We start from the raw sequence: 25,566 nt of genomic DNA, 5'->3' as shown, positions 1-25,566 counted from the left end.
GCGCTCGCGCCTGATATGACTGATGGGGAGGGATGACCGCTCCCACATCAGTTGGTCGTGGCAGCGGACTGAACGTTCAAATGCGCGGCTTGATTTTTTAACCTTTGGCGTGAGCGTAAAGTTGTCGCAGCGACTATCGCGCCGGCGGCCTATCTGCCTGAGAAACCGCGGGTTTATCCTCCGCGCTCGACAGCGAGGTTTGCTCGATCGCGCGTGCGCCGGGCTCCTCGCGACGCTTCGGAGCATCTTCACGTTTTGTTGTACCGGGGGCAGCAGCGACCGGCGTCGTGCTATCGGCGGGAACAGCCATGACGGCGGCAAACGCGTCGGCCTGGCCGTCGCCGAAGAGGTCGTCACGCCCGGGCGAGCCGAGGTCGCGTGCGGTCTTCACCAGCGTCATGCGCAGCGCTTCCGGCTTGAGTGCGTGGTTGCGCTCGAGCAGCAGCGCCGCGACGCCTGAGACATAGGCGGCCGAGAACGAGGTTCCCGATGTCACCTGGTATTTACCGTCGGGTGCCGGCAGGAAGATGTCGACGCCGGGGGCCGCGACGGCGATGTAGTTGCCGCGGTTGGAGGCGGAGAACAGCCTGTCCTGCCGATCCGTCGCGCTGACCGCAATCACGTTGGGGTTGGCCGCCGGATAGAGCGGCGGCGATTTCGCCCCGGCATTGCCGGCGGCGGCGATCAGGATGAGACCACGCGCGGCCGTCGCCGCGATCGCGCGCTCGATCACCGCGTCCTTCGGGCCGGCAAAGCTCATGTTGACGATCTGCGCGCCGTGCTCGGCGGCGTAATTCAGGGAACGCAGGATGATATAGGACGAGCTCTCCGCACCGCCATTGGCACCGCCGAAGGCGCGGATGGCGATGATGCGGGCCTCGGGCGCGCTGCCCATCAGACGGGCATGGGCCGCGATCGCCCCGGCGATGCCGGTGCCATGGACGTGCGGCCCTTCGGCACTGCCGAGCGCGTCGAAATTGTCGGCGACGGAATTGGCGAGCTCGGGATGCCGGGCGTCGATGCCGGAATCGATCACGGCGATCGTGACGTTGGCCCCGTGCGCCAACGTATGCGCCTGAGGCAGGCGCAGCTTTGCCAGCGCGTATTGCGCAGGATCGCCCTCGGTGGCGGCCGACGATTTCTGGTCCTGGAGCACGTAGCGGAAGTTCGGCTGCAGCGAGCGCACGCTGCCGTCGGCCGCGAATTCGCGCCGCACGGTCTCATAGGGCCGGCCGTCGGCGATGCGGAACAGGCCGAACGTGGCTCCGATCAGCGGGAAATTCTCGGAAGCGAGGCGGGTCAGGCCGTGGCGACGCGCCAGCTCGTCGGCCTCGGCCGTCGACAGCGCGCCGTCGATCTCGGCGACGAATTCGCCTGCGAAGCTGCGCGAGATCAGCGCCACCGGCGTGTTGTTCCCGCGCCCTTTGCCGGCGCTCTTCTTGCCGGATTTTCCAGTGCCCTCGCCGCCCGCGTTCGGCTGCGCCAGACATTCGCCGTCGCCGCTGCGATAGGGCGCGGTGCAGGCCGGATAGAGGTTCGGCGAGTAACGTGCATAGGGCAGCACCGGCGTCGTCGGCCGGATGCGCGACGTCGTGGGAATAGTCGCCATCGTCCGCGGGCCGCGGCCAACGCTCACCGCGCGCGCAGCGATGTTCGGGCTGACCCGCGGGGTGATGTTTGGAGAGACGGTCGGCGTGCGCGAGGGAACGCTGATCGTCGGCGTGCGCATGATCGCCTGCGCCTGCGCAACTTCCACGCCAAAACAGAAGGCGACCAGAAGCGCAACGCCGACGGATGAAGCGCGGGCCCCAGTGCGCACCCTGCTCTCGGATTTGCCCGTCATCGGCTCGGCGGCGCGCCTAGGGCGCCGCGACGGCGAGGTTGACGAACTTCTCGCGCTGCATCCTGCCGAGCAGCGAAGCGAGCTCGTCCTGGTTCATCGCCTTGTCGAACTGGAGGCGGAACATGCCGCCCTTGGCATCGCCGATGATCGAAGCCTGGTAGCTGTCGAGCAGCGCGGTGATGTCGGCGACGCGCGCCTCAGGGGTGAAGCGCACCAGCGCGCGCGCCGGCGCGGCGGCGCTACCAAGCTCGCGCGTGATCGGTGCGCTGGTCGAGAGCGAAGCGGTCTGGAAGGTCGCCGGCTGGTTCTTCATCAGCACGGCGCCGATGATGCCGGCCTGCAGCACGAGCGCGACGGCACCGAGGCTCGCCGACCACGCCAGCGTGCGCGGCGACAAGCTCGCGAAGAAGGTCGAGATACGCGCCGACAGCGGCAGCGAGCCGCTGGCCCTCGCCGGCTCGGCATCGATCGCGGCGAACAGCTTCTGCATCGCGCGCGCCGACGGAGCGCCAAGGCTCTCGTTCAGATGAATGGTCTCTTCGTACTCGCCCCGGATCGCCGCATATTGCTTCGCCAGGTCCGGATCGCGCGCCAGCGCTTCCTCGACACGGCGCGCATCGCGCGCGTTCAGCGTGCCGGCAGCGTGCCAGGGCAGCAGCAGTTCAATTTCACTGGGCTCTTGCTCCAGCATCTTCTTGCTCAAAGCCATCATGGCCAGCCTCGCTCGACGCCGGCTGCCTTCAGCAGTTCGGCCAGTTTCTTGCGCGCATAGAACAAGCGCGTCTTCACAGTGTTCTCCGGTATCCCGACGATTTCGGCCACCTCTTCCACGGACTTCTCGTGGTAGTAGACGAGATCGACGACTTCCCGATGATCCGGCGAGAGGCCCGTCAGACACTCCCGCAACGCCTCACTGGTATCCTTCTTCTGCACCACCGTTTCCGGATCGTCGGACGTATCCTCGATCGCGTTGGCGGCGTCTTCGTCCAGCTCGAAATCCTTCCTGCGCCGGAGCGCAGACAGGGCCTTGAATCGGGTGATTGCCAGCAGCCAGGTGGAAACGGCAGATCGGCCCTCGAATTTGCCGGCTTGACGCCAGACGTCGAGAAACACCTCGCTGATGAGGTCTTCCGCCGCCTGCTCGTCCCGCACGAGCCTCAGCCCGAACCTGTAAACCCTGACATGGTGCCGCCCGTACAGCACCTGCATGGCGAGCCGGTCACCTTGAGCGATCCTGGCGATCAGGATCTCGTCTGAAGCCGCCTGTGTCGCGCTCAATGGCCGTCTCGCAAGGTTGGTCGGGTCGATGCGGTGGACGGTTCGATGTGGGGGGCAAAATTGTTGAACCTACCGCAGTCATACGGGGGCTTGTGTGAGCTACCCCACATACGGGCATTTTTCCTGTCCCACCCGTGGTGGTCAGCGTCGCTCATCCGAATCGGTACCATAATACTGCGAATTTCCCTGCGGGATGCCTGCCCGGACATAGGCAGGCCGGCCTCATCCGGTTCCATAGCAGCCCTGCACCACTTTTGTCGCGCCAAGCCTTGCTTCGGCTCGACCGCAGCGCACACGATGCGTGATCATCGGTAAAATTCTCACGCTAGATGATCGCCTTGTTCCCTGCTGCACGGTTCGGATTCGATTTCAAAGGATACCAAACCTAAAGGCTTGCCACGTAGGTTTTTACGCTGACATGCACCATTGGCGGGACCATGGATACGGCCGCGACGTCCTTTCCGGAGAGGAATGCCGCAGAGGTCGCGGATCTCGTCCTCGCGCCCGAGACGACGGCTCCCGAGGTCAAGGCGCGCCGCGTCTGGCAGCGCCGCCAGATGTATATCGGCCAGGTCGCGAGCTATTCGCTGGGCGGCGCGGTCCTGCTGCTCTACGCCTTTGACGGCGCGGTCTCCGTGGCCGTTCCGACGCTGTTCTGGCTCGGCGGCCTTCTGATCATCGGGACTTTCACGGTGCTGTCGGAGGCCGGTTTCGGCGACCGTTTCGACGATCATTACCTCACCGTCTATCAGATCTCGGCGCATATGGCGCTGCAACTGGTGTTCCTGCTCGCGGTGCCCACCATCGGGGTCGCGTTCCTTGCCGTATTGTTTCTGATCTTCGCGTTCGGCACGCTGCGGATGACGTCGAGCCAGGCCATGCTCACCTGGGGCCTCGCCACCTGCGGGCTCACCGTGGTTTTCCTGGGATCGGACCTGCCGATCGGACTGCCGGTCGCGACCCGGCTGCAGCGGACCGCCTCGATGCTCTGCTTCGTGCTGGTGATCGGGCAGTGCGCCTTCCTCGGCCTGTTCGGCGCCACGTTACGCAAGATCCTGTACAAGCGCAGCATCGAATTGAAGGCCGCCTATCGACGCATCGAGGAACTGGCCGAGCTCGACGAGCTCACCGGCTCCTACAACCGCCGCTGCATCATGCGGCTTCTCGACACCGAGATCGAAAAGTCGCGGCGGGCATCCACGCCCTTCGCGATCGCGCTGATCGATCTCGACTGGTTCAAGCGCATCAACGACGCTTACGGCCATCCCATTGGCGATGAGGTGCTGCGCACCTTCGCGATCACCATTTTCGCCAACATCCGCCCGGCCGACAGTTTCGGCCGCTACGGCGGCGAGGAATTCCTGCTGCTGCTGCCGGATACGTCGGGTGACGTCGCGCTCCGCACGCTCGAGCGCCTGCGCGGCATCGTCGCCGATCTCGACTGGGGCGCGTTCTCCCTCAGCCTGCGGGTGACCATTTCCGCGGGCGTCGTGACGCTGCGCGACGTCGATACTGCCGACACGTTTCTCGCGCGTGCCGACAGCGCGCTCTATTCCGCCAAGGCGCAAGGGCGCAACTGCATTGCAACGAGCTGACCGATCCATTTTTCTCCGGCACGACAGACGCCGCTGCCGGGCCGAACGCTCCAGGACAGAGCAATGAGATCCAATTCCGCAAGACCATCCGAAAGCCTGCTCGAGGAGTTGCAGGCTGCCCTCTCGCACGGCACCGTCGCGCGCCGGGTGGAGACGCTCCGCCGCGTCACCGATCTCTTCGTGGGCAACGCGGTCGACTATTCCGACGACCATATCCGCGTGTTCGACGACGTGTTCCAGTGCCTGATCGAGCAGATCGAGACGTCGGCCAAGGCGCTGCTCGCCGAGCGGCTCGCGCCGATCGCGGCTGCGCCGCCGCAGATCATCCGCACGCTCGCGCTCGACGAGGTGATCGAAGTCTCCGGCCCCGTGCTGTCGAAGTCGGAGCGGCTGGATGAGGCAACATTGGTCGAGATTGCGCGCACCAGGGGCCAGGCGCATCTCAAGGCGATCTCGCTGCGGCGGACGCTGTCGGAAGCGCTGACCGACGTGCTGGTGGCGCGGGGCAATGAGGACGTGGTGCAATCGACGGTCGGCAATCCGGGCGCGCGGTTCTCGGAGGAGAGTCTCGCCGACCTCGTCGTCCGCGCCGAGCGCGACGACGACCTCGGCGGCTGCATCGGCCTGCGACCCGACCTGCCGCGGCATCACTATCTGAGGCTGGTCGCCAAGGCATCCTCGAGCGTGCGCAGGAAGCTCGCGGCTGCGCATCCCGAGCTCGCGGACGAGGTGTCGAGGGCCGTCGAGGAAGCGGCCCAACGGGTTCGCGCCGTCGCCAGGACGAAACAGACGGAGATGGCTCGCGCGCTGGTGAAGTCGCTGCACGAGGACGGCCGCCTCAACGAGCTCCAGGTCGCCACCTTCGCCGAGCAGGGCAAGTTCGACGAGACCAATGCGGCGCTGGCCGCACTCGCGGGGATCGCGGTCGAGACCGCCGAGACCATGATGATCGAGAGCCGCACCGAAGGCGTGATGATCCTCGCCAAGGCCGCGGGCATGCAATGGTCGAGCGTGCGCGCCATCATCGCCTTGCGCGAGAAGCTCTCCGGCGGGTCGCAGACCGACATGCTGAAGCTGCGCGACACCTATGAGGCGCTGCGCTCATCGACCGCGCAACAGGTGCTGCGCTTCCACCGCATGCAGTTGCACGCGACGCCGGCGGCGTGAAGCCGGCGCGGCTAAAGCGCGATGAGATTTGGATGAATCGTCATCGCGCTTTAGGTTGTTGGTTGCGCATGATCTTTCCGGAAAACCGCTTCGCACTTTTCCGGATCATGCTTTAATACCGCAACACCCTCGATCCGACCGCCGCGCCGATCGCCGTCACCAGCGCGGTCGCGAGCGTGTACCAGGTCGCGACGAACAGCGGGGAATCGTCGGTGCAGTGCGAGGCATAGAGAGTCGCCGCAAGTCCCGCCGACACCAGCCCCGCGAGCGCTCCGGCGAGCGCGGGACGAGACGGCGCGCCGTGGCGCAGGCCGAACAGCGCCCCCGCAAGCAGTGGCAGCGCCATTGCGGGGATCGCGACCATGCAGACCCTGGAGTTCTTACCCACCAGGCGCATCGTCATCGGCATCGCCGGCGCCATCATCGCCTCGCTGCCAATCGCCACGGCGAGCAGCCCGACGGGAAGCAGCAGCAGCCAGCCCCAGCCGCGCAGCAGGGCTTCGGGACGCGACAAATGAAGGCTGACGATGATGGCGGGGATTGCGAGCGACAACGTCACCGCGAACTTCATGTCGAAGAACGGGTTGCGCATGGCGCTCATGACGTCGGCGCGCACGCCGAAGAACGTCGCAAAGATCAGGATCGACAGCGGCGCAGCCACCAGCAGGGCCATGCTCAGCACGGCGCCGACGCGGGGCGCGCGGTGCGGATTGTCGGCGGCGAGCGAGCGAATGAGTTGATCGGTGTCCATGATCAATGGTCCCGCAATTTGGCGGTCAACGCCGCAAGTCCGCGATGCAGCGCGACCCGGACCGCACCCTCGCTCATCGACAACCTTGCCGCCGTATCCTTGATCGAGGCGGCCTCGACCGCGATCGATTGCAGCACGTCGCGCTGACGCTGCGGCAGGGTTCCGAGCTGGGCGGCGACCTCGCCGGCCGAAGCGGTGTCCTGCGGCGCCTCGCCCGGCAGCGTCTCGGCGAAATCGTCGATGTTGACGAACACGCGCCTGCCGCGCCGCCGGAGCGCATCGATCAGCTTGTTGCGGCCGATCGCAAACAGCCAGGGCGCGAAGGGGGCTTCGCTGTCCCAGGTATGCCGCTTCAGATGTACCGCCAACAGAATCTCCTGCACGATATCCTCGGCCTGGTCGGGCGGCTGACCCGCCCGCGCCAAGCCACGCCTCGCGGCGGCCCGCAGCACCGGCGTGACTGCCTTCAACAGACGATGATACGCCGCATCATCGCCAGCCATGGCCGACCGCATCAGGCCGGTCCATTCGTCCTCACGTCCGCGCACGCGCGCCCCTCACCATGCAATTCGGCCGCTCGTTCAATTTGTTACGCGGGCGCCAAAATTATCACGAATTCGTGATCAAGATCCGGGCCGCGCGACCGATGCGGCCGCAAACATCTGCGACGGCTCTTAACACCGATCGGTGCGTCCTGCATCGGGCGGGCGGCTTGGGGAGGCGGTCTGCCGCGTTTTTGCCGGGTGTGGCCCGAAGATTCCCATTTTCTGCCCCGCTGTCGTCACGCCCCGGGGTCTCTGTTTGCTGCCGGGACGGGCGGAATTGGGGAGATCGTCGACATGATGAAAACCAGCGCGCGCGCGGCCCTGATCGTTTTGGCCGGGCTTGTCTTGCTGTCCGGGGGCCTCGCACAGGCGGCGCCGAACGCGGCAGCAGGCAACAAACCGGAGAGCGCCGACAAAGGGGCCGATACGGCCAAGCAGCGGCGCCACGAGTCGCGCCGCACCGACAGCAAGAAGACGGTGCAGAAATCCGAGGACAAGGCGGACAAGAAGGACACGGCGGCCAAGCCCGACGAGGCCAAGAAAGACAAGACCGACGGTCAGGTCCCAGCCTGGAGCCAGCTGGCCCCGGAGGTCGCCAACGCCAATGCGCAGCTCGCCGCCGACACTCCGACTGCCGCGGCAGCCTCCGCGATGACGAACCGCGCCAACGACAACGTCCAGGCAGCCGCCGATAATACCAGCGCCGAGAACCCCGAAAGCCAGGTCGTCGCGCCCGATCAACTCAACGACATCGATCGGGCCTTGCAGGAGACCCCGCCGCCGCAGAAGGCGGTGATCGCCGCAACCGAGGCGCAGCCGCGGCCGGCGCCGGTGATGGCCAGCAGCCAGCAGAGCTCGGCCTGGGACCAGAGCTCCCTGATCGGCAAGATCTTCATCGGCGTCGGCACATTGCTGACCCTGGCCTCCGCCGCGCGCATGTTCATGGCCTGATGGCCGGTTCCGCCGGGACGCGCCCCCGCGCGCGTCCCGCGTCCGGCCCCCTTGAAGGCATCCGCGCCAGCGGGCACATTGCCCGCTCAATCGAAAGCGTGGGTGGAGCATGAGCACGTTCGAACACATCATCGTCGAGAGCGTCGGCGCGGTCGGCATCGTCAAGCTGAACCGGCCGAAGATGCTCAACGCGCTCTCGTTCGGCGTCTTCCGCGAGATCGCAGCTGCGGTCGACGATCTCGAGGCCGATGACGCCATCGGCTGCATCGTCGTGACCGGTAACGAGAAGGCCTTTGCCGCCGGCGCCGACATCAAGGAGATGCAGCCCAAGGGCTTCATCGACATGTTCTCCGAGGATTTCGCCGCGATCGGCGGCGACCGCATCGCGCGCTGCCGCAAGCCGACGATCGCCGCGGTCGCCGGCTACGCGCTCGGCGGCGGCTGCGAGCTTGCCATGATGTGCGATTTCATCATTGCCGCCGACACCGCGAAGTTCGGCCAGCCCGAGATCACGCTCGGCACCATTCCCGGCATCGGCGGTACCCAGCGGCTGACGCGCGCGATCGGCAAGTCCAAGGCCATGGACCTCTGCCTCACCGGCCGGATGATGGACGCCGCCGAAGCCGAGCGCTCCGGCCTGGTCAGCCGTATCGTACCCGCCGACAAGCTGATGGACGAGGTCATGGCGGCCGCCGAGAAGATCGCCGCGATGTCGCGCCCTGCGGCCGCGATGGCCAAGGAAGCGGTGAACCGCGCCTTCGAGACCACGCTTTCCGAAGGCATGAGCGTCGAACGCAACCTGTTCCATTCGACCTTCGCGCTCGAGGACCGTTCGGAGGGCATGGCGGCGTTCATCGAGAAGCGCAAGCCTGTGAACAAGAACCGGTAGCGCACGAGCCGGTCAGGCCAGTGTAAGGCTCTGGCGCTTTCCCGCGCACAGCCTGTGACGCGCCTGCAACAAGCACGGAATACATGGGAGTTTTGCCCGCGGCAGTTTGCCTGCGGGACCTCGGCTGGCTAAACAGTTAAGAGGCCATCGTCGGCGGGGGGCGGACAGCCGGGGTTAAGCGGGATTACATGATTGGGCGTACCGCCAGAGCTGGTCGCGGGGTGACGCGACGTCGATCGGGCGCGGGTCATGTGCTTGCGACATGGACCACGCTGGCGCTCTCTTGCGCCCTTCCCTCCGTGGCATCGGCCGAAGCCCTGCCGGACGCCTTGGCAAAAGCCTATCAGACCAATCCGCAGCTCAATGCCGAGCGTGCGCGCCAGCGCGCCACCGACGAGAACGTGCCGCAGGCGCTGGCCGGCTACCGGCCGCAGATCGTGGCGAGCCTCAGCGCCGGCCTGCAATCGGTGCGCAATCTGTTGCCGGACAACACCATCCAGACCGGCAATCTGAAGCCCTGGATCATCGGCGTCACCGTGACGCAGAGCCTGTTCAACGGCTTCCGCACCGCCAACGGCGTGCGGGCCGCCGAGCTCCAGGTGCAGTCGGGCCGCGAAGCGCTCCGCAATGTCGGCCAGGGCGTGCTGCTCGATGCGGTCACCGCCTACACCAACGTTCTCGCCAACCAGTCACTGGTCGAGGCGCAGCGCTCCAACGTCGCCTTCCTGCGCGAGACGCTCTCCGTCACCCAGCGCCGGCTCAATGCCGGCGACGTCACGCCGACCGACACCGCGCAGGCCGAGGCCCGCCTCAATCGTGGCCTTGCCGATCTCAACGCGGCCGAGGTCGCGCTTGCGGTCAGCCAGGCCACCTATGCGCAAGTGATCGGCAATGCGCCCTCGCAGCTCAGGCCTGCCGAGGCCGTCGACCGCTATCTGCCGAAGAGCCGCGAGGACGCCATGACGATGGCGATCCGCCAGCATCCGGCGGTGATGGCCGCCAGCTTCGACGTCGATGTCGCCTCCACCAACATCCGCATCGCCGAAGGCACGCTGCTGCCGAGCGCAACCATCCAGGGCAGCGCCAGCAAGAGCCGCAACAACGACCCGACGCTCGGTACCTTCGCCGAGGATCAAGCCTCGATCGTCGCCAACGTCACCGCGCCGATCTACGACGGCGGCCAGGCCGCGGCGCAGACCCGGCAGGCCAAGGAGATCACGGCGCAGAGCCGCCTCGTTCTCGACCAGGTGCGCAACCAGGCGCGCACGGCGGCGGTCAGCGCCTGGGTCGCCAATGAAGGCGCCAAGGTCACGGTCTCGGCCTCGGAATCCGAGGTGAAGGCGGCCACCGTCGCGCTGCAGGGCGTGCAGCGCGAGGCGGCCGGCGGCCAGCGCACGACGGTGGACGTTCTGAACTCGCAGGCCGACCTGATCCAGGCCAAGGCCCGCCTGATCGGCGCGCAACGCGACCGCGTGATCGCCTCCTACACGCTGCTCAGCGCCATCGGCCATCTCGACGTCAAGACGCTGAACCTGAACACGCCGGACTACCTGCCCGAGGTGCATTACCATCAGGTCCGTGACGCCTGGCACGGCCTGCGGACGCCGTCGGGGCAGTAGCCTTAAGTCTCTTTGGTGGATGCACATGAAAAGCCGCCGCATCCATCTGATGGGAGCCTCGGGCTGCGGCGTGACCACGATCGGCCGCGCGCTCGCGGGCCGGCTGGCGCTGCCGCATCATGACAGCGACGACTATTTCTGGCTGCCGACGGTGCCGCCCTATCGGACGACCCGCCCCGCCGCCGACCGCCTGCGCCTGATGCACGAGATGTTCTTGCCGCGTCTCGACTGGGTGCTGAGCGGGTCCGTCACCGGCTGGGGCGAAGAGCTCGTTTCGTACTTCGACCTGGTCGTCTTCGTGACCGCGCCGCGCGAGATCCGGATGAAACGATTGCGCGCCCGCGAGGCCGCCCATTTCGGCGCCGATGCCGTCGCACCGGGCGGCTGGCGCCATGGCGAAACCGAAGACTTCGTCGAATGGGCCTCCCATTACGAAGCCGGCGATCGCGAAGGCCGCAGTCTCGCCAAGCACGAAGCGTGGCTCTCGGGCCTGCCCTGCCCGGTCGTGCGCGTGGACGGCTCACGTCCGCTTGCGGACCTTGTCGAGCAGCTATGCAGCGAAGCGGAGCAGTTGCCCGGCTGATGTGATAATCTCCTCCCACTCGCCGATAAAAAACAAACCGGGAGAGAAACCGTGCTCAGCCGACGCAGCGTCCTGCTTGCCTCCCTTGCGGCCGGAGTAGCCATGACTAGCAAAGCCCGTGCCCGCGCGGCGCAGCCCTCGACGCCGATCAATTTCGATGTGCCGGCGCATGCCTGCGACTGCCACACCCACATTCATGGCGATGTCGAAAAGTTTCCGTTCTTCGCCGGGCGTGTCTATACGCCGGAGCCGGCTTCGCCGGAAGAAATGGCGGCGCTGCACAAGGCGATGCATATCGAGCGCGTGGTGATCGTGACGCCGAGCGTCTACGGCATCGACAATTCCTCCACGCTGTTCGGCATGAAGGCGCGCGGCGCGACCGCGCGCGGCGTCGCCGTGATCGACGACAAGACGCCGGAGAGCGCGCTCGATACGATGCATCAAGAGGGCTTCCGCGGCATCCGTCTCAATCTGGCGACCGGCGGCGTCAACGACCCCAATGTCGGCCGGCCGCGCTTCACCGCCGTCGTCGAGCGCATGAAGGCGCGCGGCTGGCACGTGCAGCTCTACACCACGCTTGCCATGATCTCTGCGATCAAGGACCTCGTCGAGACGGCGCCGGTGCCGGTCGTGTTCGACCATTTCGGCGGCCTCGAGGCTTCGCTCGGCCTGGAGCAGCCCGGCTTCTCCGATCTCGTCGCGCTGGTGAAATCCGGCAAGGCCTATGTGAAGATCTCCGGCGCCTATCGCTCGTCGAAGCTGGCGCCCGACTATCAGGACATGGTGCCCTATGCCCGCGCGCTGATCGCGGCCAATGCGGACCGCATCGTCTGGGGCACCGACTGGCCGCATCCGGATTCGAGCCGCGTCGAGGGCCGCAAGCCCACCGACATCGCGCCGCTCTACCAGATCGACGACGGCCGCCTGCTCAACCAGCTTCCGGTGTGGGCACCGGATGCCGAGGTGCGCAAAAAGATCCTGGTCGACAATCCGGCGCGGCTCTACGGGTTCTGACGATCAGCGTGCGCGGCGGGAGAAGAAGGAGATCAGCACCGGCAAGGTCACCAGGATCACGACCGGCGCCAGCATCATGCCGGTGACAACGACGACCGCGAGCGGCTTCTGCACCTGCGAGCCGATCCCTTCCGACAGCGCCGCCGGCAGCAGGCCGACTCCTGCGACCACGCAGGTCATCAGCACCGGCCGGAGCTGCAGCTCGCCGGTGCGCACCACCGCGCTCATGCGGTCCATGCCCTCCTCGATCAGCTGGTTGAACTGCGACAGGATGATGATGCCGTCCATCACCGCGATGCCGAACAGCGCGATGAAGCCGATCGCCGCGGAGACACTGAACGCGGTGCCCGAGATCAAGAGGCCGAGCACGCCGCCGAAGATCGCCATCGGGATCACGCTCATCGCGAGCAGCGTGTCGGTCATCGAGCCGAAATTGAACCAGAGGAGCACGCCGATCAGCGCCAGCGAGATCGGCACCACGATCGACAGCCGCCGGATCGCGTCCTGCAGATTGCCGAACTCGCCGACCCATTCCATATGCGAGCCCGGCGGCAGCTGCACCTGCGCGGCGATCTTGTCCTGCGCCTCGCGGATCGCGCTGCCTAGATCGCGCTCGCGCACCGAGAACTTGATCGGCAGATAACGCTCCTGCTGCTCGCGATAGATGTAGGCCGCACCCGAGACGAGGCTGATGGTCGCGACCTCGCTCAGCGGAATCTGCGTGACGGTGCCGTTCGGCCCGGGCGCGCCGATCCGCAAATTCTGGATCGCCTCCGCGCTGCGGCGGTACTCCGGCGCGAGGCGGACGATGATCGGGAAGTGGCGGTCGCTCCCGGGCTCATAGAGGTCGCCGGCGGTGTCGCCGCCGATCGCGACCTTGATGGTGGCGTTGATGTCGCCCGGTGCAAGGCCGTAGCGCGCCGCCTTGGCGCGGTCGATGTCGATCTGAACAGTCGGCTGGCCCAGCGAGGTGAAAACCGCAAGGTCGGTGACGCCTTGCACGGTCGACAGCACCTGCTTGATCTTGTTGGCGGTGTCGGTGAGAGCCTGGAGATCGCTACCAAACAGCTTGATCGAGTTCTCGCCCTTCACACCGGACACGGCTTCGGAGACGTTGTCCTGGAGATATTGCGAGAAGTTGAATTCGACGCCGGGGAAGCGATCGTCGAGCTGCTTGAGCAATTGCGCGGTCAGCTCTTCCTTGTCGCGGGTGCCGGGCCACTGGCTCACGGGCTTGAGCGGCGCGAAGAACTCGGCGTTGAAGAAGCCGGCGGCGTCGGTGCCGTCGTCGGGACGGCCGTGTTGCGACACGACCGATTCGACCTCGGGCCGGGCGCGGATCACCTTGCGCATCTCGTTGACGTAGCCGTTGCCTTCCTGCAGCGAGATGGTCGGCGGCAGCGTGGCACGGATCCAGAGGTTGCCCTCCTCCAGCTTCGGCAGGAACTCGAGGCCGAGCAGCCGGGCGAGCGCGACCGTCACCAATACCAGGCCGACCGCGGCGCCGAGGACGATGTTGCGGTTAGCGACCGCCCAATTCAGCAGAGGCATGTAGAGCCGGTGCAGGATCAGCATCACCTTCGTCTCGGTCTCCTCGACATGCGCCGGCAGGATGATCGCGGACAGCGCGGGAGTCACGGTGAACGTGGCAAGCAGGCCGCCGGCCAGCGCATACGCATAGGTACGTGCCATCGGCCCGAAGATGTTGCCCTCGACGCCTGACAGCGTGAACAGCGGCAGGAACGCCGCGATGATGATCGCCGCGGCAAAGAAGATCGATCGCGAGACGTCGGCGGCCGCGCTGAGGATGGCATGGTTCTTCATGCCGAACAGCGTCTCGGGCGACATATGCTCGGATTCCGACATCGGCGTCGTTTGCGTGAGGCGGCGGAAGATCGCCTCCACCATGATCACGGTGGCGTCCACGATGAGGCCGAAATCGATCGCGCCGACCGACAGGAGGTTCGCCGATTCCCCGCGCAGCACCAGGATGATGACGGCGAAGAACAGCGCGAACGGAATGGTCGCGCCGACGATCAGCGCGCTGCGGAGATCGCCGAGGAAGATCCACTGCAACAGGACAATCAGCAGAATGCCGATCACCATGTTGTGCAGCACAGTGTGGGTGGTGAGTTCGATCAGGTCGCCGCGGTCGTAGATGCGCTCGATGCGCACGCCTGGCGGCAGGATGCTGGAATTGTTGATCTGTTGAACGAGCTCGTGGACGCGCTTGATGGTCGGCGCGCTCTGCTCGCCGCGCCGCATCAGGACGATGCCCTGCACGATGTCGTCGGAATCGTCGAGGCCGGCAATGCCCAGGCGCGGCTTCTGGCCGACGGTGACGGTGGTGACGTCCTTGACCAGCACCGGATTGCCGCCGGTCTGCGCCACCATGGTGTTGGCGAGGTCGTCGATCGAGCGGATCAGGCCGACGCCACGCACCACGGCGGATTGCTGGCCGATATCGACGGTGTTGCCGCCGACATTGACGTTGGAATTGCCGACCGCCTGGAGCAGTTGCGGCAGCGTCAGGCCGTTGGCGACCAGCTTGTTGAAATCGACCTGGATCTCGTAGGTCTTGCTCCTGCCGCCCCAACCCGTGACGTCGATCACGCCGGGCACCGCGCGGAAGCGGCGCTGCAGTATCCAGTCCTGGATGGTCTTGAGGTCGAGCACGCTGTAGTTCGGCGGACCGACGAGGCGATAGCGGAAGATCTCGCCGATCGGGCTGAGCGGAGAGATCTGCGGCTGCACGTTGCCCGGCAAAGGCGCGAGCTGCGCCAGGCGATTCAGCACCTGCTGCTGCGCCTCGTCATAGGTGTAGGCGAAGGAGAACTGGATTTTGACGTCGGACAGACCGTAGAGCGAGATGGTGCGGATGGTCGTGATGTTCTTCAGGCCGGCGACTTGGGTCTCGATCGGGATCGTGATGTAGCGCTCGATCTCCTCCGCCGACAGGCCCGGGCTCTGCGTCACGATATCGACCATCGGCGGGGTCGGGTCGGGATAGGCCTCGATGTTGAGCTGGTTGAACGCGATCAGGCCGCCGATCAGCACGGCGACGAACATGCCGACCATGAGGAAACGCCGGTTGACGGCAAGGGCGACGAGACGATCCATTCAGGTCTTCAATTTCTTGGGTCGTCGATCAGCTGCCGGACGCCGCGCGGTCGATGAACAGACTGCCTTTGGTGACGATCTGCTCGCCGGGTTTCAGATTGCTGGTGACCTCGACGAGGTTGCCGTTGATGAGACCGATCTTGATCTGGCGCAGCTCGACCGACTTGTCCTCGCGTGCGACCCAGAGGCGGACCTTGTCGGCCTCGTAGATCAGCGCCTGCTTCGGCACCGCCGGCGCGGCGCGGTCGCCGGCCGAATAGATCGTGACGTTCGCGAACATTTCCGGCTTGAGCAGCCCGTCCTTGTTGTCGATTGTGGCGCGGACCAGCAGGCGGCGGGTGGCGGGGTCGATCGCGGCGGCAACGTAGTTGATCTTAGCGCTGAACGGACGGCCCGGCAGCGCCATCACGTTGACGGTGATGTCCTGCCCGGTGCACACCGCGGCCGCATCGCTCTCGCGCACGAAGGCGGTGAGCCAGACCGTGGAGAGGTCGCCGACCACGAAGACCGGATCGCTGGCGCCGGAATTGACGTATTGGCCCGGGCCGATCTTGCGCTGCACGACGGTGCCGGAGATCGGCGAATGGATCGTGATCTCCCGATCGATGACGCCCTTTTCCTGGAACGATTTGATGGCCTCGTCGGTGAAGCCGAGGATGCGCAGCTTGTTGCGCGCGGCTTCCAGCGCCGTCATCGAAGAGCGCATGTCGTTGCGCGCCTGCACCTGGGCCGCTTCCGCCTGTTGGTAATCCTTGAGCGGAATGGCATGGCCCTCATAGAGGTCCTTGGCGCGCTTGAACTGGATGTCGGAGAGCTCGAGCGCCGACTTCGCCTTGTTCTGCGAGGTCATCGCCGCGATGAAATCGTTCTGGGCCTGCACGGTGTCGGCGGCCTCGATCGTAAACAGTGGTTGACCTTGCTTCAGCGTCTCGCCCGGCTTGGCGAGCAGCTTGGTGACACGGCCTGCATAGGGCGAGAACACCGGCGTCGAGCGGTCTTCGTCGACCGCGACCTTGCCCTCGGTGACATACTCGGCCCGGAAGCTCCTGGCTTTGACCGGCTCGATCGTCAGCGTCGCCCATTCGGACGGCGTTGGCGCGAAGGTCTGCGCATTTCTGCGCGACTGGCTCGAGATCTCGGAGTGATTCTTTGCCTTCGGGCCCGAAGAGAACAAGCCGTACGCTCCGACACCGGCGCCGGCGAGAGCTAGTAAAACTATGGATGCGATCACCCGTTGTTTTGCAATCAGGTGCAATCGCTTGATATTTTCAAGTGCCATGGGGCCCGGGCGTGTCTGCGACGATCTCGGCAAATGAGTGCCTCGTCGATCGCGCTAATAGTGCCGAATTGAGAGTTCAAACAACCTAAAAAGCGCGTGGCCCTTTCCGTTTGCTTTAAAATCTTGCGACACGTCAGCTTCACGTCAGTCCCACGTCAGCTTCATGTCAGCTTCGGCCCGGCCATTGTGCCGGATGACTGCCGAGCGGCATCGCCGGACGGCTCCATTGCGCCGGCGTCTTCGACAGAAGTGCGGAATGCTGCACCGCCTTCAACATGCCGAAGCCAGATTGCATGTGCTGCATAAACGCAGCATCTACGGCTTCTCCCCCAAGATCCGGGATATTCGATCCGCCCTCGAGCCGGCCGAGATTCCACAGCCAGCGCCCGGTCTGCGCCAGCGACACGCGCACGTGCCAGCTGCCGCCTTCGCGAACTTGGCGTGCCTTGGCCATCATCGCGCCGAACGCCATCAGAAAACCGGTGGCGTGATCGAGCATCTGTGCCGGTAATTCCTTGGGACCATCGATGCCGGCGGCCTGGCCTTCGGCATGGTTGAAGCCGGTCGTAGTCTGCACCAGCGAGTCGAAGCCGCGCCGCTCGGCCCAAGGACCGGCATGGCCGTAGGCTGACAACGTCACATAGACGATGCCGGGCGTGATGTGCGCCGCGTCCTCTGGCGCAAAGCCGAGCGCGGCGAGCGCGCCCGGACGATAGCCTTGCGAGAAGATGTCGGCGTCCTTCAACAGCTCGCGCAGCTGCGCCCGCCCGGCCTTTCTCTTCAGCTCGATGAAGGTGGTGAGCTTGCCGCGGCCGGTGTCGATGGTGAGCCAGTCGATTGCGGGCAGCTCCGGGCCTGACACCAGCAGCACGTCCGCACCGTGCGCTGCGAGCGTGCGGCCGGCGACGGGGCCGGCGATGACGCGGGAAAGATCGAGCACGCGAAGGCCCGAGAGCGGACGATCGCCTCTTGGCCACAGCCTAGGCGGCGCCTCGCCGATCTTCTCGATCGAGAGCAGCGGCAATCGCGCGAGCGCGCGCGCCTGCGGGTGCGCGGACCATTCGTCGTAGGAGCGCATCAAGGCGACGGCGCCGCACGCGGCGTAGGCCGCGGTTTCGAAGTCCTCGCCTTTCCACTGCATCAGCGCGGCCTGCACCTTCTCGCGCTCGGGCTCGCAGCCGAGCACCTTGCAGACGGCGTCGCGGTGATGCGGAAAATTGGTGTGGCAGCGAACGAAGCGGCCATCGCCGGTTCGGTAGACGCCGGCGATCGCGTCCCAAGCCGGCGGCGGCGGCTTGTCGTCGAGGCGCAGATAGCGCTCGGAACGGCATTCGGCGACAGCGTGGCGGATGTCGACGGAGACGTCCTGCGCCTCGCCGCTGCGCAGCTTCCATATCTCGGCGGCGGCAAGGCCGGCCGCCGCGATCGTGGTCTGGCCGGCGACGGCAACGCGAAACGAGGACGGTATTTGCGGCTCCTCGCCAGTCAGCCGCACGCGGCCGAGCGCTGTCGGATCCCCGCCAGCGGAGGTCCAGATGCCCTCGAGGATGTCGGCGGGGCTTTGCATGACCGCTTCTCTCCCTTGCGATTGAGCATGATCTTTCGGAAAACCGCTGCACACTTTTCCGGATCATGCTGTATTTTTACGACCATCCATCAGCACATAAGGGAATGCAATGGTCGCCATCGATCCCCTCATCGCAGGTGCCGTGTTCATCGCGACGGCGGCCACCGACGCCGTCTATGTCATGTTCACCTCGGCCGTGATCGCCCGCAAGCGCATCCCCGCGGCGAACTGGAGCGCGATCTGGTACCTGCTCTCCTCTTACGCCGTGATCAGCTACACCGAGAACGCCTTCTATGTCGCCTTCGCTGCGATCGGCTCCTGGGCCGGTGCCTATGCCTCGCTGACCTTCCTGCACCGGCCGCCCGGTGGCCCGCCGGTCGGGGCGGCGCCCGAGTGAGGTGGGCCCTGCCTCTCCCCACGTCATTGCGAGCGCAGCGAAGCAATCCAGGATCTTTCCGCGGCTGCAGTCTGGATTGCTTCGTCGCAAGCGCTCCTCGCAATGACGATCGAGAGACTTCTGAAGCTTTCTTGAAACAGCTACAGTCGCACGACCAACAAAACGGAGCCAACCATGGATCTCGGTCTCAAAGGCAAGAACGCCGTCGTGCTCGGCGGCACGCGCGGCATCGGGCGGGCGATTGCGGCGACGCTGGCCGGTGAAGGTGCCAATGTCGCGGTGTGCGCCCGCAACGCCGATCAGGTTGCTACCACCGTCGCGGAGTTGAAGGCGAGCGGCATCAACGCCACCGGCGGCCCGGTCGACGTCACCGACGGCGCGGCGCTCAAAAACTGGATCGAGGCTGCAGCAAAAGAGCTCGGCGGCATCGACCTTTTGTTTTCCAATGCCGGCGCAATGGCGCAAGGGCACGATCCCGCATCCTGGGAGCAGAATTTCCGGCTCGACGTGCTCGGCGCCGTGCACGCCTTCGACGCCGCACGGCCGTTCCTCGAGACAAGCGGCGCCGGCAGCGGCGATGCCGCGTTCGTGATCATCTCGTCGATTTCAGCGGCGCAGGCGGACGCGGCCAGCTCCTACGGCCCGATCAAGGCCGCGCTGATCCACATGGCCAAGGGACTGGCGCGGCAATACGCGAAGAAGAAGATCCGCGTGAATGTCGTGTCGCCCGGCACCGTCTATTTCAAGGGCGGCGTCTGGGAGATGATCGAGAAGAACATGCCGGAGCGGTACCAGGACGCGATGAAGCGCAATCCGACCGGCCGCATGGCGACGCCGCAGGACATCGCGAGCGCGGCGGTGTTTCTGGCCAGCCCGGTGTCGGGGTTCACGACGGGCTCGAATCTGGTGGTGGATGGCGCGATCTCGAACCGGGTGAACTTTTAAGGGACGGCATCATCAGCGACGAGCTTGTAGGGTGGCAAAGCGAAGCGTGCCCACCGCTTTCGCAACGAGATGCTAAAGCGCGATGCGATTAGGATTATTCGTCATCGCGCTTTAGGTTATTGTTTGAGCATGATCTTTTCGGAAAACCGCTTCACACTTTTCCGGATCATGCTCTAAGGTGGGCACGGCGCTTACGCGCCTTTGTCCACCCTACTGCAGCTTTGCGAGAGGCACGAGCCTCAATGGAAATCCCGCGACGGCGGCAGGATGCGGACGTTGCGGGGGTGGCGGATTTTTTGCGCAGGCATGTCCGTAAGCGCGCGGGGATCTTCGTTGAGCGGCTCGACCACGGTGGCGCCGGCGGGCAGCGGATGCTTGCGGCCGAGCGCATCGTTGGCCAATCCGACCAGATCGTGCGAGCGGTCGACCATGCGCTGGGCGATGAGATGCGTCACCTTCTCCGGGCTGCTCTGGATGTAGCCTTCGACCAGGATGAGGCGTGCGCCCATCACCTCTTTCCGGTACTGCTCCATGATCTTGGGCCAGACCACGACATTGGCGATGCCGGTTTCGTCCTCCAGCGTCATGAACACGACGCCGCTGGCGCTGCCCGGCCGCTGTCGCACCAGGACCACGCCGGCGCAGCGGACGCGTCGCCGCTCGTTCTCATGGCTGATCTCCTTGCAGGCGACGATACGCTCGCGCGTAAACATCTCACGCAAGAATTCCATCGGATGTCCCTTCAGCGACAGGCGGATGGTCTGGTAGTCGGCAACCACCTGCTCTGCGCGCGGCATCACCGGCAGCGGCTTTGCGCCTTCGTCCGGCTGCTCGCGCGCGGTCGCCGCCTCGAATAGCGGCAGCGGCATGTCGTCAGGCAGCCGCCGCACCTGCCACAGCGCTTCGCGGCGATCGAGCCCGAGCGAGCGGAACGCATCGGCATCCGCCAAGAGGATCAGCGCGCGCTTGGGCAGGCCGGTGTCGCGGGCGAAATCCTCCAGCGAGGTGAAGGGACGACGGTTGCGCGCGGCGACGATGCGGTCGGCCCAGTCGGGCACTCTCTCCACGTCGTCATTCCGGGGCGCGCATCTTGGCGCGAGCTCTGGTGCGCAATTGCGCACCTTAGAATCCATACTCCCGATCGTGGATTCCGGGCTCGACGCTGGCGCATCGCTATGGAATGACAGCTGAGAGCGCTTCAGGCGCTCCTCATCCTCGTCCAGCCAATGAAATCCATCGATCTGGCGGAAGCCCAGCCGCACGGCGCAGAATTTGCCGCTCCCCTCCTCCAGCGTGTTCTGCGCAAAGCTGTAGGACACGTCGATGTCGCGTACCTCGACGCCGTTCTTGCGGGCATCGCCGACGATCTGCGCCGGTGCATAGAAGCCCATCGGCTGCGAGTTCAACAGGCTGCAGCAGAAGGCGTCGGGGTGATAGTGCTTCAGCCATGACGAGATATAGACCAGCTGTGCAAAGCTCGCAGCATGGCTCTCCGGGAAGCCGTAGGAGCCAAATCCCTTGATCTGGTCAAAGCAGCTCTTGGCGAAATTGGGATCGTAGCCGCGGGCGACCATGTTGCCGATCAGCTTCTCCTCGTACTGGCCGATAGTGCCGACATTGCGGAAGGTCGCCATCGAGCGGCGCAGGCCGTTGGCTTCCTCGGAGGTGAAGTGCGCGGCCTCGATTGCAATGCGCATCGCCTGCTCCTGGAACAGCGGGACACCGAGCGTCTTGTGCAGCACCTTGTAGAGCTCGTCCTTGTCGCCATGCTCCGGCGACGGCGAGGGGTAGCTCACCTTCTCGAGCCCGTTCCGCCGCCGCAAGTAAGGATGCACCATGTCGCCCTGGATCGGCCCGGGGCGCACGATCGCGACCTCGATGACGAGATCGTAGAAGGTGCGCGGCTTCAGCCGTGGCAGCATGTTCATCTGGGCGCGGCTTTCGACCTGGAACACGCCGAGCGATTCCCCGCGGCACAGCATGTCGTAAACCCTGGGGTCGTCCTGGGGGACGCTCGCCAGCACAAAACGCTCGCCCTTGTGCTGGTCGATGAGATCAAAACATTTCCTGATGCAGGTCAGCATACCCAGGGCGAGCACGTCGACCTTCATCATGCTCAGCGCGTCGACGTCGTCCTTGTCCCATTCGATGAAGGTGCGATCGTCCATCGCGGCATTGCCGATCGGCACATAGGTGTCGAGCCGGTCCTGCGTCAGCACATAGCCGCCGACATGCTGGGACAGATGGCGCGGGAATTCGATCAGCTCGGTCGCAAGCTCGACCGCGAGATTGATCATGGGATTGCCGGGATCAAGCCCGGCCTGCCGGACCTGCATGTCGTTGAGGCCCTTGCCCCAGCTGCCCCAGACGGTGTCGGCGAGCGCGGCGGTGACGTCCTCGGTCAGGCCGAGCGCCTTGCCGACGTCGCGGATGGCGCTGCGCGGGCGATAATGGATGACGGTGGCGATGATCGCGGCGCGGTGGCGACCGTAGCGGCGGTAGACATATTGCATCACCTCCTCGCGCCGCGAATGCTCGAAATCGACGTCGATGTCGGGCGGCTCCAGCCGTTCCTTGGAGATGAAGCGCTCGAACAAGAGGTCCACCTTGGTCGGGTCGACCGAGGTGATGCCGAGCACGTAGCATACGGCCGAGTTCGCCGCCGAGCCGCGACCCTGGCACAAAATGTTCTGGCTGCGCGCGTAGTGCACGATATCGTGCACGGTGAGGAAATAATGCGCGTATTTCAGCTCGGCAATCAGCGCGAGCTCCTTGTTGAGAGTCGCGCGCAGCTTGTCGCCGATCTTGCCGCCGAAATATTTGTCGACGCCCGCCCAGGTCAGATCCTCCAGATGCCCTTGCGCGGTCTTGCCCGGCGGCACCGGCTCGTCGGGATATTGGTACTTGAGCTGATCGAGCGAGAACTCGATTGCGTCCGCAAAGCGCAGGGTCTGCGCGATCGCTTCGGGAAAATCCCGGAACAGCCGCGCCATTTCGCGTGGCGTCTTCAGGAAGCGCTCGGCATTGGCCTCGAGCTTCCGCCCAATCGCCTCGATCGTGGTCTTTTCCCGGATGCAGGTCAGCACGTCCTGGAGCGGACGGCGGCGGGGATCGTGATACAGCACCTCGTTGGTCGCGAGCAGCGGCACCTTTGCCTTTGCGGCGAGATCATCAAGCCGCGACAGGCGACGCTTGTCGTCGCCGCGATAGAGCAGGCTCGCCGCGAGCCACACGCCCTCGGCACGGCTATCCCTGAGTTTTGCGAGGACATCCAGCGCCCGCGCCGGCTCGAAACGATGCGGCAACGTCAACACCAGGAGCTGGCCTTCCGAGAATTCCAGGAGATCGGCCAAGGTGAGACGGCACTCCCCCTTCTCGATCCGCGTGATGTCGTCGCCGCGCTTGCCTCTCGTGAGGAGCTGGCACAGCCGGCCATAGGCCGCGCGGTCGCGTGGATAGACCAGGATGTCGGGCGTACCGTCAACGAAGACGATGCGGGCGCCGATCAACAATTTCGGCTTGTGCAGCACCTTGTCATTGTCGAGCTCCTTGTAGGCCCGCACCACACCCGCGAGCGTGTTGTGATCGGCAATGCCGATCACAGGAATTCCTAAAGCGCTCGCCTGGTGGACATAGGCGCGCGGATCCGAGCCGCCGCGCAGGAAGGAGAAATTGGTGGTGATGCCGATCTCGGCATAAGCGGGGCTGTTCATGCGAAGAGACCATGCACATACCAGCCGGGAGACGCCGGCTTGCCGTCACCGTCGAACACCTCGCCTTCATAGAGACCGTCACGAAAGATCCAGAAGCGCAGGCCCTCGGCATCCTCGATGCGGAAATAATCCCGCGTCAGCTGCTTGCCGTCCTGCCGCCACCATTCCATCGCGATGCGCTCGGGTCCCTCTACCCGCACCACCGCATGCAGCGCGCGCCGCCAGGTGAATTGATGCGGCGGGCCATCGGGCACGGTCGCGAACGGCACCTTGATCGGCTCCGGCTTGTCGAACAGGCGCAAGGGACGCAGCGGCGGCTCGCTCGCGACGCGCGCCGGCCATTCGGCCTGCATGGCAGCGGCGAGATGATGCTGCGCCGATGCGGCCAGCACCGCGCTTTCGGGAATATGAGTATCCTGCGGCAGGTGCACGACGACGCGTTTGCCGCCGATGCGCGCGGCGATGCGGTCGATCAGCGCGGCGAGCTCGTCGTTGTCGTGGACATGGGCATCGAGATCGCGCTGCTCCTGCACCACGATCTCGGTGCGGCTCGCCGATAGGCGCACCATGTCGAAGCCGAAGCCGGGATCGAGGGGATCGGCGAGTGCATCGAGCCGCTCGCGGAACAAGCGGTCGATTACGGCGCTTCGCGTCACCGGACGTCCAGTCTCGACCGTGATCGTACGCACCGCGCCATCGGTGCGGAAGAATGCCGCTTCCAGCCGCCGCGCGCCTTTGCCCTGCTTCTCCATGGACGCGATCAACGTATTGGCCAGCCGCGACAGCGTCATCGCGATCATGGTGTCGGTCGCGATCGGCTCGGCAAAGCGTTTTTCGACGATGTAATCGGGCGGCGGTTTGCGCGGGCTGATCGGCGCATCGCCCTGCCCCAGCGCATGGGCGAGCAGCGTGGAGAACCGGGCGCCGAACCGCGCCGTGATCTCGGAGGCGCTGCGCGATGCGACATCACCGATGGTCTTCAGCCCGGCGCGGCGCAGGCCGGTGGTGATGGCTTCACCTGCACCGAGCGCGGAGACTGGAAACGACCTGATCGCCTCCGCCTCCCCGCCATCGGCCACGATGGTACCCGTGGCCTGCCGCGTCAGCGTGCGCGCACAAACCGAGGTGCCGGCGATCGCCGCGTTGACGGCAAAGCCCTGACGGGCTAATGCGCGGACCAATGTCCGCAACAACGCGGCCTCGCCGCCGAACAGATGCGCGCAGCCGGTGATGTCCAGGAACAACCCGTGCGGCGGATCGAGCGCCACCAGCGGCGTGAAACGGTCGCACCAATCGGCGATATCGCTGAGCGTCTTCGCATCGGCCACGGTATCGGCGTCGAACACACGCAAGTCCGGGCACATCGCCCGCGCATTGGCGAGCGGCTGGCCAATATACAGACCGAGGCGCTCGGCGGCCTCGTCCAGCGCATGGATCACCAGCGCATTGTTGTCCTTGATGACGACGATATCAGGCTCATGATTGGGTTTACCCAGCCCGGCGCTGCCAACGAACCGCTGGATCCTGTCGATGGGCAGGCGCGGCAGCCACAGGCTGAGGATACGTCGAGGGTTCACTGAACTGGCACTCATCACAATTCCATTCCATGATCCACCGGCCGCACGGGCCATGACGATTGCGCAAGAGCTCGGCATCGAACACCGGCGCGCCCCAGGCACTCCACATCGAGCCCGGAGGCGAATGCGCCGCACGCAGCATCCATCGTGTCTCCGCGGTCGAAGGCAGCGGCTGCGCCGCCATGCGCAGCAAGAGGCCGGTAACGCCGGAAGATTGCGCGGCCAGCGTCAGTTTGCGGCTTGCCACCAGATCGAACTGCCTGACATCGCCCCAGAGCTCGAGCACGACGGCGCCCAGCGCATCGCAGGCGAGCGCGTCGGCCGAGGTGCGCAGCGCACTCTCGACATCGGCGGCGCGCACCATCACCACACGGCGAGGGTCGAGGCCTAGCTCGGATAACCCGCTCATCGACAGCGCACCGGTTTCGAGCTCCGAAAAATCCTGCCGCACCCACAATAGCGGCCGGCGCGCGCTCACGCGTCCCGCAAGGCCCATGACGAACCCCGTCGCAGCCGCGCCCTGACGCCCTTCGCAAAACACCTCGTGGATCGCCGCGCGCGCGAGCCCGCCTTTCAGCACGGCGTCGGCCGCGCCATGGCCGAGGGCGATGCGATCGCGCGGATGCACGACCTCCGCCGTCTCGATGCGCTCGATCTGGCCGCGCAGGATCGCAAGCGCGCTCATACGTGCGCCGCTCATGCTCGCCGCTCCTCAGAGGTGATTGCCGATGGC

The 25,566-nt window shown here is 65.6% G+C and carries 20 protein-coding genes; 9 read left to right on the top strand and 11 right to left on the bottom strand.

Annotated features, from left to right (window positions below):
- Window positions 1–133: 133 nt before the first annotated feature.
- The 3 genes from ACVWYQ_RS37280 to ACVWYQ_RS37270 are packed head-to-tail and all read right to left on the bottom strand — an operon-like array spanning window position 134 to window position 3,121.
- On the bottom strand, window positions 134–1,843 hold the full coding sequence (locus ACVWYQ_RS37280; RefSeq protein WP_271545251.1) for a S8 family serine peptidase: 1,710 nt from the start codon (window positions 1,841–1,843) through the stop codon (window positions 134–136).
- A gap of 16 nt (window positions 1,844–1,859) precedes the next feature.
- Window positions 1,860–2,555, bottom strand: coding sequence for a hypothetical protein (locus tag ACVWYQ_RS37275; RefSeq protein ID WP_271545252.1), 696 nt, complete (start codon window positions 2,553–2,555; stop codon window positions 1,860–1,862).
- Complete coding sequence (locus ACVWYQ_RS37270; protein WP_271545253.1) at window positions 2,552–3,121, bottom strand: sigma-70 family RNA polymerase sigma factor; 570 nt, start codon at window positions 3,119–3,121, stop codon at window positions 2,552–2,554. Before ACVWYQ_RS37270 ends, ACVWYQ_RS37275 begins: the two co-directional genes overlap by 4 nt.
- Window positions 3,122–3,558: 437 nt before the next feature.
- Between ACVWYQ_RS37270 and ACVWYQ_RS37265 the strand changes: the two genes are divergently transcribed.
- Together ACVWYQ_RS37265 and ACVWYQ_RS37260 are read left to right on the top strand one after the other, a co-directional pair.
- Entirely contained in the window at window positions 3,559–4,716 is a 1,158-nt protein-coding gene (locus tag ACVWYQ_RS37265; RefSeq protein WP_271545254.1) for a GGDEF domain-containing protein, read from the top strand.
- Between the two features lie 63 nt (window positions 4,717–4,779).
- A complete protein-coding gene (locus tag ACVWYQ_RS37260) occupies window positions 4,780–5,883 on the top strand; it encodes a DUF2336 domain-containing protein (RefSeq protein ID WP_271545255.1) in 1,104 nt (367 codons plus the stop codon).
- Between the two features lie 112 nt (window positions 5,884–5,995).
- On the opposite strand, the gene ACVWYQ_RS37255 is transcribed toward ACVWYQ_RS37260, so the two are convergent.
- The gene (locus ACVWYQ_RS37255; protein ID WP_404542417.1) at window positions 5,996–6,634 is read right to left on the bottom strand and encodes an NrsF family protein; all 639 of its coding nucleotides are present in this window, start codon (window positions 6,632–6,634) and stop codon (window positions 5,996–5,998) included.
- A gap of 2 nt (window positions 6,635–6,636) precedes the next feature.
- Complete coding sequence (locus tag ACVWYQ_RS37250; RefSeq protein ID WP_036042899.1) at window positions 6,637–7,182, bottom strand: sigma-70 family RNA polymerase sigma factor; 546 nt, start codon at window positions 7,180–7,182, stop codon at window positions 6,637–6,639.
- Between the two features lie 291 nt (window positions 7,183–7,473).
- On the opposite strand from ACVWYQ_RS37250, the gene ACVWYQ_RS37245 reads away from it, so the two are divergent.
- The 5 genes from ACVWYQ_RS37245 to ACVWYQ_RS37225 all read left to right on the top strand — a co-directional run bounded on the left by ACVWYQ_RS37245 (window position 7,474) and on the right by ACVWYQ_RS37225 (window position 12,235).
- Window positions 7,474–8,130: a hypothetical protein gene (locus tag ACVWYQ_RS37245; protein ID WP_271545257.1), complete on the top strand. Its 657-nt coding sequence runs from the start codon at window positions 7,474–7,476 to the stop codon at window positions 8,128–8,130.
- 109 nt (window positions 8,131–8,239) lie between these two features.
- The gene (locus ACVWYQ_RS37240; protein WP_036006037.1) at window positions 8,240–9,019 is read left to right on the top strand and encodes an enoyl-CoA hydratase; all 780 of its coding nucleotides are present in this window, start codon (window positions 8,240–8,242) and stop codon (window positions 9,017–9,019) included.
- Between the two features lie 188 nt (window positions 9,020–9,207).
- Window positions 9,208–10,638 carry a TolC family outer membrane protein gene (locus ACVWYQ_RS37235; protein WP_271545258.1) on the top strand — a complete coding sequence of 477 codons (1,431 nt, stop codon included), beginning with the start codon at window positions 9,208–9,210 and terminating at the stop codon, window positions 10,636–10,638.
- A gap of 25 nt (window positions 10,639–10,663) precedes the next feature.
- Window positions 10,664–11,221: a P-loop NTPase family protein gene (locus ACVWYQ_RS37230; RefSeq protein WP_271545259.1), complete on the top strand. Its 558-nt coding sequence runs from the start codon at window positions 10,664–10,666 to the stop codon at window positions 11,219–11,221.
- A 51-nt stretch (window positions 11,222–11,272) separates the two neighbouring features.
- A complete protein-coding gene (locus ACVWYQ_RS37225) occupies window positions 11,273–12,235 on the top strand; it encodes an amidohydrolase family protein (RefSeq protein WP_404542420.1) in 963 nt (320 codons plus the stop codon).
- Window positions 12,236–12,238: 3 nt separating this feature from the next.
- On the opposite strand, the gene ACVWYQ_RS37220 is transcribed toward ACVWYQ_RS37225, so the two are convergent.
- The 3 genes from ACVWYQ_RS37220 to ACVWYQ_RS37210 all read right to left on the bottom strand — a co-directional run bounded on the left by ACVWYQ_RS37220 (window position 12,239) and on the right by ACVWYQ_RS37210 (window position 18,201).
- A complete protein-coding gene (locus ACVWYQ_RS37220; protein ID WP_404542423.1) occupies window positions 12,239–15,355 on the bottom strand; it encodes an efflux RND transporter permease subunit in 3,117 nt (1,038 codons plus the stop codon).
- 28 nt (window positions 15,356–15,383) lie between these two features.
- Window positions 15,384–16,634 (bottom strand): efflux RND transporter periplasmic adaptor subunit, encoded by a 1,251-nt coding sequence (locus ACVWYQ_RS37215; protein ID WP_404542426.1) that lies wholly within the window; start codon window positions 16,632–16,634, stop codon window positions 15,384–15,386.
- Between the two features lie 166 nt (window positions 16,635–16,800).
- Entirely contained in the window at window positions 16,801–18,201 is a 1,401-nt protein-coding gene (locus tag ACVWYQ_RS37210) for a CoA transferase (RefSeq protein WP_271545263.1), read from the bottom strand.
- A gap of 109 nt (window positions 18,202–18,310) precedes the next feature.
- Between ACVWYQ_RS37210 and ACVWYQ_RS37205 the strand changes: the two genes are divergently transcribed.
- Window positions 18,311–18,598, top strand: coding sequence for a hypothetical protein (locus ACVWYQ_RS37205; RefSeq protein ID WP_135168054.1), 288 nt, complete (start codon window positions 18,311–18,313; stop codon window positions 18,596–18,598).
- A gap of 174 nt (window positions 18,599–18,772) precedes the next feature.
- Window positions 18,773–19,543, top strand: a complete 771-nt coding sequence (locus ACVWYQ_RS37200) for an SDR family NAD(P)-dependent oxidoreductase (protein ID WP_271545264.1) — start codon at window positions 18,773–18,775, stop codon at window positions 19,541–19,543.
- 239 nt (window positions 19,544–19,782) lie between these two features.
- Here ACVWYQ_RS37200 and ACVWYQ_RS37195 read toward each other — a convergent pair whose 3' ends face one another.
- From ACVWYQ_RS37195 to ACVWYQ_RS37185, 3 genes are read right to left on the bottom strand one after another with little or no spacing between them, the layout of a single operon-like run.
- Window positions 19,783–23,256 (bottom strand): error-prone DNA polymerase, encoded by a 3,474-nt coding sequence (locus ACVWYQ_RS37195; protein WP_271545265.1) that lies wholly within the window; start codon window positions 23,254–23,256, stop codon window positions 19,783–19,785.
- Window positions 23,253–24,848, bottom strand: a complete 1,596-nt coding sequence (locus ACVWYQ_RS37190) for a Y-family DNA polymerase (RefSeq protein WP_271545266.1) — start codon at window positions 24,846–24,848, stop codon at window positions 23,253–23,255. Before ACVWYQ_RS37190 ends, ACVWYQ_RS37195 begins: the two co-directional genes overlap by 4 nt.
- Window positions 24,745–25,533 carry an ImuA family protein gene (locus ACVWYQ_RS37185; protein WP_271545267.1) on the bottom strand — a complete coding sequence of 263 codons (789 nt, stop codon included), beginning with the start codon at window positions 25,531–25,533 and terminating at the stop codon, window positions 24,745–24,747. The genes ACVWYQ_RS37190 and ACVWYQ_RS37185 overlap by 104 nt, the downstream gene beginning before the upstream one ends.
- Between the last annotated feature and the right edge of the window lie 33 nt (window positions 25,534–25,566).

The organism is Bradyrhizobium sp. USDA 3397 (assembly GCF_054060965.1).
Note: the sequence above shows the minus strand (reverse complement) of the source record. Positions and strands in the feature narration are given on the sequence as shown.

Coding starts and splice junctions, on each gene's coding strand:
- ACVWYQ_RS37280 (WP_271545251.1), bottom strand. CDS start 1,843: ATGACGGGCAAATCCGAGAGCAGGGTGCGCACTGGGGCCCGCGCTTCA.
- ACVWYQ_RS37275 (WP_271545252.1), bottom strand. CDS start 2,555: ATGATGGCTTTGAGCAAGAAGATGCTGGAGCAAGAGCCCAGTGAAATT.
- ACVWYQ_RS37235 (WP_271545258.1), top strand. CDS start 9,208: ATGATTGGGCGTACCGCCAGAGCTGGTCGCGGGGTGACGCGACGTCGA.
- ACVWYQ_RS37215 (WP_404542426.1), bottom strand. CDS start 16,634: ATGGCACTTGAAAATATCAAGCGATTGCACCTGATTGCAAAACAACGG.
- ACVWYQ_RS37210 (WP_271545263.1), bottom strand. CDS start 18,201: ATGCAAAGCCCCGCCGACATCCTCGAGGGCATCTGGACCTCCGCTGGC.
- ACVWYQ_RS37265 (WP_271545254.1), top strand. CDS start 3,559: ATGGATACGGCCGCGACGTCCTTTCCGGAGAGGAATGCCGCAGAGGTC.
- ACVWYQ_RS37205 (WP_135168054.1), top strand. CDS start 18,311: ATGGTCGCCATCGATCCCCTCATCGCAGGTGCCGTGTTCATCGCGACG.
- ACVWYQ_RS37260 (WP_271545255.1), top strand. CDS start 4,780: ATGAGATCCAATTCCGCAAGACCATCCGAAAGCCTGCTCGAGGAGTTG.
- ACVWYQ_RS37190 (WP_271545266.1), bottom strand. CDS start 24,848: ATGAGTGCCAGTTCAGTGAACCCTCGACGTATCCTCAGCCTGTGGCTG.
- ACVWYQ_RS37240 (WP_036006037.1), top strand. CDS start 8,240: ATGAGCACGTTCGAACACATCATCGTCGAGAGCGTCGGCGCGGTCGGC.
- ACVWYQ_RS37195 (WP_271545265.1), bottom strand. CDS start 23,256: ATGAACAGCCCCGCTTATGCCGAGATCGGCATCACCACCAATTTCTCC.
- ACVWYQ_RS37185 (WP_271545267.1), bottom strand. CDS start 25,533: ATGAGCGGCGCACGTATGAGCGCGCTTGCGATCCTGCGCGGCCAGATC.
- ACVWYQ_RS37230 (WP_271545259.1), top strand. CDS start 10,664: ATGAAAAGCCGCCGCATCCATCTGATGGGAGCCTCGGGCTGCGGCGTG.
- ACVWYQ_RS37245 (WP_271545257.1), top strand. CDS start 7,474: ATGATGAAAACCAGCGCGCGCGCGGCCCTGATCGTTTTGGCCGGGCTT.
- ACVWYQ_RS37220 (WP_404542423.1), bottom strand. CDS start 15,355: ATGGATCGTCTCGTCGCCCTTGCCGTCAACCGGCGTTTCCTCATGGTC.
- ACVWYQ_RS37255 (WP_404542417.1), bottom strand. CDS start 6,634: ATGGACACCGATCAACTCATTCGCTCGCTCGCCGCCGACAATCCGCAC.
- ACVWYQ_RS37200 (WP_271545264.1), top strand. CDS start 18,773: ATGGATCTCGGTCTCAAAGGCAAGAACGCCGTCGTGCTCGGCGGCACG.